The following is a 12,143-nucleotide window of genomic DNA, read 5'->3' as shown; positions in this document are numbered from 1 at the left end:
CTGAGACGCCATGCGCTTCCGCGCCCGGGGCCTATGGCGTCTCCAGCACTTCCGGAACTTCCGGACGCCGCTGCGACGCCCGCCGGGAGCAGGCCCATCGACGGACGCACACGCCAAGACCCCGGCCTCAGCGTTTCCGCTGGTGACGGGGTCTTTGGGCACCTCATGCAAGGTGCCCCCGGCAGGATTCGAACCTGCGCACACGGCTCCGGAGGCCGTTGCTCTATCCCCTGAGCTACGGGGGCGTGTCGGTCGCGTTGCTCGCGGCGACGGACAGAACACTACCAGCTCCCTCGGGGTGATCAGGAACGGGTTTGTCGGGGCGGAGGCGGGGCGGGTCCCGCGGAGGGGGTGGAAGTGGGGAAAACCCGGACGCGATGGCCGGGCCCGACCTACTCTCGAGTTGTGTCAGGCGCTTCGGGCAGGGTGCTTGTTGTCGACGACAACAAGGTCATCCGGCAGCTGATCAGGGTCAATCTCGAGCTGGAGGGCCTCGAGGTCGTGACCGCGTCCGATGGTGCCGAGTGTCTGGAAGTCGTGCATCAGGTGCGGCCCGACCTCGTGACCCTCGATGTCGTCATGCCCCGGCTGGACGGCCTTCGCACCGCCGCGCGGCTCCGCGCCGACCCGCGCACCCACGGCCTTCCCCTCGCCATCATCAGCGCCTGTACGCAGTACGAGGTCGAAGCCGGCCTCGAGGCGGGCGTCGACGCCTTCCTCTCCAAGCCCTTCGATCCCGCCGATCTCGTCAGCCTCGTGCGCCGGCTCATCGAGGGGAAACGGGGGGAGGGGAGTGGTGGTGACGCTCCTGGCGGTCCGGCCGACGCCGACGGGGGACCCGGGCTCGACACCTCTCGCGGTACGGCCCCCGGTCTCACCTTCGACGCGGCTTCCGGAGTCTGTCGCGGTACGGATCCCGGTCCTGCCCGCGGCCGCGGCTCCGGGCCCGCCCGCACCCTGAGCCATGACCTCGCCCCCGGCAGTGAAGGCGAAGATGAGGGCGCGGGTGACGGCGGGGGCGGGGACGGTGGCGTCGGTATGCGTAACGGACACATGCAGGGGCAGCGGCACGGACAGGGCTACGGACAGGGCCACGGGCAGGGGCAGGGGCACCTCGGCGGACCCCCGCCCAGCCACAGTCCCCTCCACGGCCCCGACCCCACCTTCACCCCCAGCTCCACCCCTACCCCCACCCCCCTGGTCGAGCCCGTCGCCGAATGAACCACTGGCTGCCTCCCCTCCCGGGGCACCTCCCCACCTCCTCACCTCCCTCCTCCCGGGGCACCTTCTCCCGCCCCCGTCCCGTCCACATCCCGGACACCCCCAAACCGGCTCGCGTACCCACCCCCCTCCTCCCCTACGCTTGTCCCGTGACCCCCGTCGAGCTGTCCCGCACCGTGCTGCACGCAGTGCGGTGCGCCGTCGACGACGGGGCGCTGAGCGTGGTCGTTCCCTCGCGGGTGGTGGTCGGGCCGCCCGGGGCGGGAGGGTGCGGGGACTACGCCACCAACGTCGCCCTCCAGCTGGCCCGCCCCGCCGGGCAACCCCCGTTGCGGGTCGCCGCGCTGCTCCGGCCGTACCTCGTGCGCGAAACCGGTGTCACCGACGTCGCGATCACCGGGCCGGGGTTCCTCAACATCAGCCTCGACCGGGCCGTCACGTCCGCCGCGCTGGTCCGGCGGATCCTCGACGAGGGGCCGGGGTACGGCCGTACCGACGTCCTCGCCGGTCAGGTGTTCGTGTTGCGCGTGCCGTACGAGGTCCGTGCCGAGGTGGTGGCCGACGTGCTCGCGCGCATGGTCGGCTCACAGGGCGGGCGCGTCGAGATCGCGCACGGCGACGGGGTGAACCTGCGGCCCGTGCCGGCGCCGGAGGACCCCGCTCCGCTCGGGCCGGACGCCGCCCGCTGGGCCCTGCTCCATCCCGCCCCGCACGACCGGCCCCGCATCACCGCCGACCATCTGGTCCAGCGCGAGAGCAACCCCCTCTTCCGGATCCGTTACGCCCACGCCCGCACCCGCGCCGTCGCCCGCAACGCCGCCGACCTCGGATTCGACTCCGCCGTCCGGCCCGGGACGGCCCCGGCGGCAGCGGACGCGAAGACTTCGGGCACCCCGGGCACTCCGGACGCACCGGGCGCCCCGGGCACTCCGGATGCCCCGGGCACCCCCGACCTCGTGGCGCTGCTCGCCGACCACCCCCGCGTCATCGCCACCGCAGGCAGGTTCCCGCACCCCGACGGCCTTGCCGCCCCCTCCCGGCTCAGCCGGCACCTCCTGGCCCTCGCCGACGTGACCCTCGCCCACCTGCCCGCCGTGCTGCCCCGTGGGGACGAGAAACCCTCGGCCGCCCACCGCGCCCGGCTCGCCCTCGCCGAAGCCGCCGGGACGGTGCTGGCCGGTGGCCTGTCCCTGCTCGGCATCGACGCACCCGACCACCTCTGAGAGAGCACGCCCAAGATGAGCCGTTCCGCACACCCCGCCGGGCCCCGTCACGCCGACGTCCTGCCGGAGGGGCACTATTCGGCGCCGCCCGCCGACCTCAACTCCCTCGACCCCAAGGTGTGGTCGCACACCGTCACCCGTGACGCCCTCGGGGTCGTCACCGTCGGCGGGATCGACGTGAAGACGCTCGCCGAGGAGTACGGCACCCCGGCCTACGTCCTCGACGAGGCCGACTTCCGGGACCGGGCCCGTGCCTGGCGCACCGCCTTCGGCACCGACGCCGACGTCTTCTACGCCGGGAAGGCGTTCCTGTCGCGCGCCGTCGTGCGGTGGCTGCACGAGGAGGGGATCAACCTCGACGTCTGCTCCGGCGGCGAGCTGGCCACCGCGCTCTCCGCCGGCATGCCCGCCGACCGCATCGCCTTCCACGGCAACAACAAGTCGACGCAGGAGATCGAGCGGGCCGTCCGGGCCGGTGTCGGGCGGATCGTCCTCGACTCCTTCCAGGAGATCGTCCGCGTCGCGCACATCGCCCAGTCGCTCGGCAGGCGGCAGCCCGTGCAGATCCGCGTCACCGTCGGCGTCGAGGCGCACACGCACGAGTTCATCGCCACCGCCCACGAGGACCAGAAGTTCGGGATCCCGCTCGCCGGGGGGCAGGCCGCCGAGGCCGTACGGCGCGCGCTGAAGCTCGACGGGCTGGAGCTGATCGGGATCCACTCGCACATCGGGTCGCAGATCTTCGACATGTCCGGCTTCGAGGTGGCCGCCCACCGGGTCGTCGGACTGCTCAAGGACGTCCGTGACGAGCACGGCGTCGAGCTGCCCGAGATCGACCTCGGCGGCGGGCTCGGCATCGCCTACACCAGCGACGACGACCCCCGCGAGCCGCACGAGATCGCCAAGGCGCTGACGGAGATCGTCACCCGCGAGTGCGAGTCCGCCGGGCTCCGCACGCCCCGCATCTCCGTCGAGCCCGGCCGTGCCATCGTGGGGCCCACCGCCTTCACGCTGTACGAGGTCGGCACCGTCAAGCCGCTCGACGGGCTGCGCACCTACGTCTCCGTCGACGGCGGCATGTCCGACAACATCCGCACCGCCCTGTACGACGCCGAGTACAGCGTGGCGCTCGTCTCCCGCTCCTCCGACGCCGCCCCGATGCTCGCGCGCGTCGTGGGCAAGCACTGCGAGAGCGGGGACATCGTGGTCAAGGACGCGTTCCTGCCGGCCGACCTGGCACCGGGTGACCTGATCGCCGTCCCCGCCACGGGGGCGTACTGCCGGTCCATGGCCAGCAACTACAACCACGTGCTGCGGCCGCCGGTCGTCGCCGTGCGCGAGGGCGAGGCCCGCGTCATCGTCCGGCGCGAGACGGAGGAGGACCTCCTGCGGCTCGACGTCGGATAGGCGCAGGCCGACGGGTGGAAGATCTCCTGTCTGTCACCCCGTGAAAATGAAATACATGTCTCACGATCCGGACCAGGGGCAGAAACCCCGGTCCGGTGAGTGAGACTGGAGCAACCGTAGACGGTATGAGGAAACGAGGTCGGATGATGCGTACGCGTCCGCTGAAGGTGGCGCTGCTGGGCTGTGGAGTGGTCGGCTCAGAGGTGGCGCGCATCATGACGACGCACGCCGACGACCTCGCCGCCAGGATCGGGGCCCCGGTGGAGCTGGCCGGAGTGGCCGTGCGGCGGCCCTCCAGGGTGCGCGAGGGAATCGATCCGGCGCTCGTCACCACCGACGCCACCGCGCTGGTCAAACGGGGCGACATCGACGTCGTCGTCGAGGTCATCGGCGGGATCGAGCCCGCCCGCACCCTCATCACCACCGCCTTCGAGCACGGCGCGTCCGTCGTCTCCGCCAACAAGGCGCTGCTCGCCCAGGACGGCGCCGCCCTGCACGCCGCCGCCGGCGAACACGGCAGGGACCTCTACTACGAGGCCGCCGTCGCCGGCGCCATCCCGCTGATCCGCCCGCTGCGCGAGTCGCTCGCCGGCGACAAGATCAACCGCGTCATGGGCATCGTCAACGGGACGACCAACTTCATCCTCGACAAGATGGACTCCACCGGGGCCGGCTACCAGGAGGCCCTCGACGAGGCCACCGCCCTCGGGTACGCCGAGGCCGACCCCACCGCCGACGTCGAGGGCTTCGACGCCGCCGCCAAGGCCGCCATCCTCGCCGGGATCGCCTTCCACACGCGCGTGCACCTCGACGACGTCTACCGCGAGGGCATGGCCGAGGTGACCGCCGCCGACTTCGCCTCCGCCAAGGAGATGGGCTGCACCATCAAGCTGCTCGCCATCTGCGAGCGGGCCGCCGACGGGGGATCCGTCACCGCGCGCGTGCACCCCGCCATGATTCCGCTGACCCACCCGCTCTCCTCCGTGCGCGGCGCCTACAACGCCGTGTTCGTCGAGTCGGACGCGGCCGGTCAGCTCATGTTCTACGGCCCCGGCGCCGGCGGTGCTCCCACCGCCTCCGCCGTGCTCGGCGACCTCGTCGCCGTGTGCCGCAACCGGCTCAGCGGGGCGACGGGGCCCGGCGAGTCGGCGTACGCCGCCCTGCCGGTGTCGCCGATGGGTGACGTCGTCACCCGGTACCACATCAGCCTCGACGTCGCCGACAAACCGGGCGTCCTGGCACAGGTCGCCACCGTGTTCGCGGAGCACGGGGTGTCCATCGATACGGTGCGGCAGCAGGGTAAGGACGGCGAGGCCTCCCTCGTCGTCGTCACCCACCGCGCGTCCGACGCCTCCCTCACCGGGACCGTCGAGGCGCTGCGCAAGCTCGACACCGTGCGGGGTGTCGCCAGCATCATGCGGGTTGAAGGAGAGTAACCAGCAATGACCCACCAGTGGCGCGGAATCATCGAGGAGTACCGGGACCGGCTGCCGGTTTCCGACAGCACGCAGGTCGTGACGCTCCGTGAGGGCGGCACGCCCCTCGTGCCCGCGCAGGTGCTCTCCGAGCGCACCGGCTGCGAGGTCCACCTCAAGGTCGAGGGCGCGAACCCCACCGGCTCCTTCAAGGACCGCGGGATGACCATGGCGATCACCCGGGCCAAGGAGGAGGGCGCGAAGGCGGTCATCTGCGCCTCCACCGGCAACACGTCGGCGAGCGCCGCCGCGTACGCCGTGCGAGCCGGCATGGTCTCGGCCGTCCTCGTCCCCCAGGGCAAGATCGCGCTCGGCAAGATGGGGCAGGCCCTCGTCCACGGCGCGAAGATCCTCCAGGTCGACGGCAACTTCGACGACTGCCTCACGCTGGCCCGCTCGCTGAGCGACAACTACCCGGTGGCGCTGGTCAATTCGGTGAACCCGGTGCGTATCGAGGGGCAGAAGACGGCTGCCTTCGAGATCGTGGACATGCTCGGGAACGCCCCCGACATCCACGTCCTGCCGGTCGGCAACGCGGGCAACATCACGGCGTACTGGAAGGGGTACAAGGAGTACGCCGCCGACAGGATCGCCGGGCGCACCCCGCGCATGTGGGGTTTCCAGGCCTCCGGCAGTGCGCCGATCGTGCGGGGCGAGGTCGTGAAGGACCCGTCGACCATCGCCACCGCGATCCGCATCGGCAACCCCGCGTCCTGGCAGTACGCGCTCGCGGCGCGGGACGAGTCCGGCGGTCTCATCGACGAGGTGACGGACCGTGAGATCCTTCGTGCCTACCGGCTGTTGGCCGCGCAGGAGGGCGTCTTCGTGGAGCCCGCGTCCGCCGCGTCGGTGGCCGGCCTGCTGAAGGCCGCCGAGCAGGGCAAGGTCGACCCGGGCCAGACGATCGTGTGCACCGTCACGGGCAACGGTCTGAAGGACCCCGACTGGGCCGTGGCCGGCGCTCCGCAGCCGGTGACCGTCCCCGTCGACGCGGTGACCGCGGCCGAGCGCCTCGGGCTCGCCTGAACGACCCCGCGGGGAGCGGGGGCGCCACCCGGAGACGCGGGCGCCCCCGCGCAGGCATGAAGGGCCTCACCTGGGGAAGTTCCTCCACGGAGGACTTTCCCTGGCGAGGGTGCACGGGGGGCTTGCGACACGCATCGTGCGCCTCCTGTGCGCCCTATGTCGCCACAGAACCTTCCTTCGATAGGCTGTACCGAACCCGCCTACCGCATATGCCTCCGCATCTCGCGCGGGCACCGGTGCCGCGCCGTCATCAGCGGCCCGAGGGTCTTCGTACGTCATCGAAGTCAATCGAAGCCAAACGGATCCAGTCGAAGTCATTCGACCGTCACGCAGCTCAAGGAGAGTCAACGAGCGATGGCCGGTCCAGCGTTCCGCGCCGCCGCCGTCCGGGTGCGCGTCCCCGCCACCAGCGCCAATCTCGGTCCGGGCTTCGACGCCCTGGGCCTCGCGCTGGGGCTCTACGACGACGTCGTCGTCCGGGTGGCCGACTCAGGGCTGCACATCGACATCGCGGGTGAGGGCAGCCAGACGCTGCCGCGCGACGAGAAGCACCTTCTCGTCCGCTCCCTGCGCACCGCCTTCGACGTCCTGGGCGGCCAGCCCCGCGGCCTCGAGATCGTCTGCGCCAACCGCATTCCGCACGGCCGCGGCCTCGGCTCCTCCTCCGCCGCCATCTGCGCCGGGATCGTCGCCGCCCGCGCGGTGACCATAGGCGGCGAGGCCCGCCTCGACGACGCCGCCCTGCTGGAGCTGGCGACCGAGATCGAGGGGCACCCCGACAACGTCGCGGCCTGCCTGCTCGGCGGGTTCACGCTCTCCTGGATGGAGGCCGGCGCCGCGCGGGCGATCAGGATGGAGCCCTCGGATTCCATCGTTCCGGTGGTTTTCGTGCCCGGGAAGCCGGTCCTGACCGAGACCGCGCGCGGACTGCTCCCGCGCACCGTGCCGCACGTCGACGCCGCCGCCAACGCGGGCCGTGCCGCCCTGCTCGTCGAGGCCCTGACCAGGCGCCCCGAGCTGCTGCTGCCCGCCACCGAGGACCGTCTCCACCAGGAGTACCGCGCCCCCGCCATGCCGGAGAGCGCCGCACTGGTGGAGCGGCTGCGCGCCGACGGGGTCCCCGCGGTGATCTCCGGCGCCGGGCCGACCGTGATGGCCCTGGCCGACGCGGAGTCGGCCGACAAGGTCGAGCGGCTGGCGGGCGCGGAATGGGCCGCCAACCGGCTGAGCCTGGACCTGAAGGGAGCGAGCGTGCTGCCGCTCGCGCCCTCCGGCGACTTGTGAAAGCACACGGTTGCCGGATTTCGAGAGGGGGAATGTTTGTTGGATCCGGTAGTGTTAACCTCAAGTCTGCACCCGACCTCACCATGGCGAGGTGCTTCATGTCCCCCTCCGGGACAGACATTCTTCCGGGAGCTCCCCAAGCCGCACTGCGTTCCGTACGTCGTACCTGGGCAGTACGCCGTGCAGCGACGCTGAGCGGTCCGACGGGCACGCTCCGGAATCGGTGCGACCACGCCACGTGACACTGGGTGTCACGGATCGTCGAGGAAGCGCCATCACCAGAAATCTCTTCCGCCGCTTTGGCGGACCACCGCCCCGGCTTCGCCACAGCAAGGACCGAAGCCGGACAGCACAACCGGTCGCCGAGCCAGACAGGCCGACGTCCGCTCCAGGGAAGGACCCTTCGTGAGCGACACCACCGATCTGATGGGCGCACGTGTCGAGGAGACCGCTGCCGCGCCCGCCACGGACGCCTCCGCGCCTGCTGCCGGTGCCGGCTCCCGGCGGCGCCGCGGTACCGGCCTCGAGGGCATGGTGCTGGCCGAGTTGCAGCAGGTCGCATCCGGCCTCGGCATCAGGGGCACCGCGCGGATGCGCAAGAGCCAGCTGATCGAGGTCATCAAGGAGGCGCAGGCCGGGGGTACCTCCTCTGGGGGAGGGGGCACCTCCGCGGCGAAGGCCCCCGCCGGGGACGCCACCGAGACCAAGCCCAAGCGCCGTGCCACCTCCAAGGCCCGCACGGGCGAGGACGCCGCCGTGAAGAAGGCGGACGCCGCCCCGGCCGAGGCCCCCGCCGAGAAGGCCGTGGCCCAGCAGCAGATCGAGATCCCCGGCCAGCCGGCCGGTGGCAACGACGCCCCCGTCGAGCGCCGCCGTCGCCGGGCCACCGCCGACGCGGGCAGCCCCGAGACCGTCACGGCCGAGGCGAAGAGCGCCCCGAAGGCCGACACCGCGGTCGCCACGCAGACCGAGCAGGCCCAGCCGCAGGGCGACGCCGACGGTGCCGAGGGCCGGCGCCGCGACCGCCGGGAGCGCGGCCGCGACCGTGACCGCGACCGCCGCGGCAAGGGCGACGACCAGCAGGGCCAGGGCGGTCAGCGCCAGCAGCAGGGCCAGCAGGGCGGCGGCCGCCAGGACCGTCAGGACCGCCAGGACCGCCAGCGGGACAACGGGCCGCAGGACGACGACGACTTCGAGGGCGGCCGTCGCGGCCGTCGCGGGCGTTACCGGGACCGCCGTGGCCGCCGTGGCCGTGACGAGATCGGCGCGGCCGAGCCGCAGGTCGCCGACGACGACGTCCTGATCCCCGTCGCGGGCATCCTGGACATCCTCGACAACTACGCCTTCATCCGCACGTCGGGCTACCTGCCGGGTCCGAACGACGTGTACGTCTCCCTCGCCCAGGTCCGCAAGAACGGCCTGCGCAAGGGCGACCACGTCACCGGCGCGGTCCGTCAGCCGAAGGAAGGCGAGCGGCGCGAGAAGTTCAACGCGCTCGTGCGTCTCGACTCCGTCAACGGCATGGCGCCCGAACACGGCCGCGGCCGCCCGGAGTTCAACAAGCTCACCCCGCTGTACCCGCAGGACCGCCTCCGTCTGGAGACCGACCCGGGCGTCCTCACGACCCGCATCATCGACCTCGTGTCGCCGATCGGCAAGGGCCAGCGCGGTCTGATCGTGGCCCCGCCGAAGACCGGCAAGACCATGATCATGCAGGCGATCGCCAACGCGATCACGCACAACAACCCCGAGTGCCACCTGATGGTCGTCCTGGTCGACGAGCGTCCCGAAGAGGTCACCGACATGCAGCGGTCGGTCAAGGGCGAGGTCATCTCCTCGACCTTCGACCGTCCGGCCGAGGACCACACCACGGTCGCCGAGCTGGCCATCGAGCGCGCCAAGCGCCTGGTGGAACTGGGCCACGACGTCGTCGTCCTGCTCGACTCGATCACCCGTCTGGGCCGTGCGTACAACCTCGCCGCCCCGGCCTCCGGCCGCATCCTGTCCGGTGGTGTCGACTCGACCGCGCTGTACCCGCCGAAGCGCTTCTTCGGTGCCGCGCGCAACATCGAGGACGGCGGCTCGCTCACCATCCTGGCGACCGCGCTCGTCGACACCGGGTCCCGCATGGACGAGGTGATCTTCGAGGAGTTCAAGGGCACCGGCAACATGGAGCTCAAGCTCGACCGGAAGCTCGCCGACAAGCGGATCTTCCCGGCGGTGGACGTGGACGCGTCCGGCACCCGTAAGGAAGAGATCCTGCTCGCCCCCGACGAGCTCGGCATCGTCTGGAAGCTGCGCCGGGTGCTGCACGCCCTCGACCAGCAGCAGGCGGTCGAGCTGCTTCTCGACAAGATGAAGCAGACGAAGTCGAACGCCGAGTTCCTGATGCAGATCCAGAAGACGACGCCGGCGCCGGGCAACAACGACTGACGCGTTTCTTCGCCGCGTTCCTCCACAAGAGGGCCGCCCCCTTCCCGGGGGCGGCCCTTTTCGCTGTTCAGGGACAAGGTACGATCGCCGCCTTCGGTCATTCTTTCGACCGTGAACTTCATATCCCTAGGGGGGACTTGAGTGGGTACACCCACGTCCGGGGGCGGGCGTCACAGACGTCGGATGCGGATCGTTCTGCCGGTGGCCGCGGCCGGCCTGGCCGCGGCGGTCGCCGGTACGCTGCTGACCTCCTCGGCCTCGGCCACGGAGGCGCCGCCGACGCCCGGCATCACCGTGCCGTCGGCGAAGGAGCTGCAGAAGCGGCTCGACATCGCGCTCGCCGGTGACGACACCGCGGGCCGGACCACGAACACGTCGCAGAGCGCGAGCACGGGCACCACCACGATCGACCCGAAGATCATCGGCGGCACCACGACGACCATCACCACGGCACCGTGGATGGCTCAGCTCTGGTACGGCGACGACCGCGGCACCGACACCACGAGCGACGACATCGGCTTCTTCTGCGGCGGAGCGGTCGTGGCGCCGACGAAGATCCTCACCGCCGCGCACTGCGTCAAGGGCTACGACTGGAAGGCGCACGGCGCGATCGTCACCGGCACCTCGCAGCTGGCGACCGGCGACGACCTGCACGGCGGCACCGTCAGCGGCGTCTGGCGCCAGTGGAACCACGGGTCGTACAACGCGACGACGATCGACAACGACATCGCCGTACTGACCCTGCCGAACCCGGTCAGGGCCACGCCGATCAAGATGATCACGGCCGGGAACACCGGGTCGTACGTGCCCGGGACCAAGGCCAAGGTCTACGGCTGGGGCCGCACCACCTCCACCAGCCAGGACATCTCCGACACCCTGAAGACGGCCACGCTGCCGATCCAGTCCGACGCCACCTGCGCGGACGCCTACGGCGCCGACTTCGTCAAGGGCCACATGGTCTGCGCGGGCACCCCCGCCACCGGCAGCGACGCGGGCACCACCTCCGCCTGCAACGGCGACTCCGGCGGTCCGCTGGTCTACGGCGGCCGGATCGTGGGCGTCGTCTCCTGGGGCGTGAAGGACTGCGTGGCGAGCGGCGCGTACAGCGTCTTCAGCAAGGTCACCTCGTACGTCGGCACCGTCCACCCGCGGATCGACGACACCAACATCAGCGGTGACCACTACGCGGACCTGTGGGTGCGCAACGCCTCCACCCAGACCGGATACGAGCTCGACTCCAAGGGCACCACGCTCGCCGCGCGCGAGTCCTGGGGCAACTGGAGCGGGGTCAACGTCGTCCTCCAGACCGATCTCGACCGGGACGGTTACCAGGACCTGATCGTGCGCCGCACGTCCGACGGCGACGTGTTCTGGAAGCACTTCGTGCCCTCCAGCGGGACCTGGGCGGACAAGCTGATCGGCGACAACTGGAAGACCCGCCTGAGCATCGTCGCCCCCGGCGACGTCACCGGGGACGACCTGCCCGACCTGGTCTCCGTCGACTCGGCCGGCGCACTGTGGATCTACCCGGGCAAGGGCACCGGCAGCTTCGGCACGCGGGTGAAGGCCGGCTCGGGCTGGAACAACTTCAACGTCGTGCGCGGCCACGGCGACTTCAACGGCGACGGCAGGGCCGACCTCCTGGCCCGCAACAAGACGAGCGGTGCCGTGTACCTCTACCGGGGCCGCGGCGTGCTGAGCTCGACCGCCTTCATGGCCGGGCTCAAGGTCGCCACCTGGAGCAACACCACCTACAACGCCTTCGCCACCGTCGGTGACGTCAACGGGGACGGCAGGGCCGACCTCCTGGCCCGCACCCCCGCCGGCACGCTCTACCTGTACCGGGGCAACGGAAGCACCGGGAGCGTGATCTTCTCCGCACGGCTCTCGCTCGGGACGACCTTCAAGCAGTACGACATCCTCGGCTGACACCGCGGGTGAACGGGGTGCTTCCCCGCTCACCCGGTGACGCCCTGTGCCCGGCCTCCCCGCAGGCCGGGCACAGGGCGTCGCGCCACCCCGCGCCGAGTTTCTCCGTCCGACGTGGCGGAGGACGATGGTGAGGACGACACGA

7 protein-coding genes, 1 tRNA gene and 1 pseudogene are annotated in these 12,143 nt (G+C 71.4%); 8 read left to right on the top strand and 1 reads right to left on the bottom strand.

The annotated features are described in order from the left end of the window. Positions 1-173: 173 nt before the first annotated feature. A tRNA-Arg gene (locus tag ACGFQC_RS05525) sits at positions 174-245 on the bottom strand. Between the two features lie 106 nt (positions 246-351). On the opposite strand from ACGFQC_RS05525, the pseudogene ACGFQC_RS05520 reads away from it, so the two are divergent. From ACGFQC_RS05520 to ACGFQC_RS05485, 8 genes and pseudogenes are all read left to right on the top strand, one after another. Further along, positions 352-843, top strand: a pseudogene (locus tag ACGFQC_RS05520) (response regulator); the annotation flags it as partial. Positions 844-1,370: 527 nt separating this feature from the next. Continuing rightward, positions 1,371-2,444, top strand: coding sequence for an ArgS-related anticodon-binding protein NrtL (gene nrtL / locus ACGFQC_RS05515; RefSeq protein WP_363090964.1), 1,074 nt, complete (start codon positions 1,371-1,373; stop codon positions 2,442-2,444). 15 nt (positions 2,445-2,459) lie between these two features. After that, entirely contained in the window at positions 2,460-3,851 is a 1,392-nt protein-coding gene (gene lysA, locus ACGFQC_RS05510; RefSeq protein ID WP_363090963.1) for a diaminopimelate decarboxylase, read from the top strand. A 143-nt stretch (positions 3,852-3,994) separates the two neighbouring features. Further along, positions 3,995-5,287 (top strand): homoserine dehydrogenase, encoded by a 1,293-nt coding sequence (locus ACGFQC_RS05505; protein ID WP_363090962.1) that lies wholly within the window; start codon positions 3,995-3,997, stop codon positions 5,285-5,287. A 6-nt stretch (positions 5,288-5,293) separates the two neighbouring features. Next, positions 5,294-6,352, top strand: a complete 1,059-nt coding sequence (thrC, locus tag ACGFQC_RS05500; RefSeq protein ID WP_363090961.1) for a threonine synthase — start codon at positions 5,294-5,296, stop codon at positions 6,350-6,352. A 354-nt stretch (positions 6,353-6,706) separates the two neighbouring features. After that, positions 6,707-7,636 carry a homoserine kinase gene (thrB, locus tag ACGFQC_RS05495; protein ID WP_363090960.1) on the top strand — a complete coding sequence of 310 codons (930 nt, stop codon included), beginning with the start codon at positions 6,707-6,709 and terminating at the stop codon, positions 7,634-7,636. A gap of 405 nt (positions 7,637-8,041) precedes the next feature. Further along, the gene (rho, locus tag ACGFQC_RS05490) at positions 8,042-10,069 is read left to right on the top strand and encodes a transcription termination factor Rho (protein WP_363090959.1); all 2,028 of its coding nucleotides are present in this window, start codon (positions 8,042-8,044) and stop codon (positions 10,067-10,069) included. Positions 10,070-10,252: 183 nt separating this feature from the next. Next, positions 10,253-11,998, top strand: a complete 1,746-nt coding sequence (locus ACGFQC_RS05485; protein WP_363090958.1) for a trypsin-like serine protease — start codon at positions 10,253-10,255, stop codon at positions 11,996-11,998. Positions 11,999-12,143: the final 145 nt, after the last annotated feature.

Source organism: Streptomyces sp. NPDC048734, assembly GCF_043198675.1.
In the GTDB taxonomy this organism is placed as follows: Bacteria; Actinomycetota; Actinomycetes; order Streptomycetales; family Streptomycetaceae; genus Streptomyces.
The sequence above is the reverse complement of the archived record's forward strand: the minus strand, read 5'-3'. Positions and strand labels throughout refer to the sequence as shown.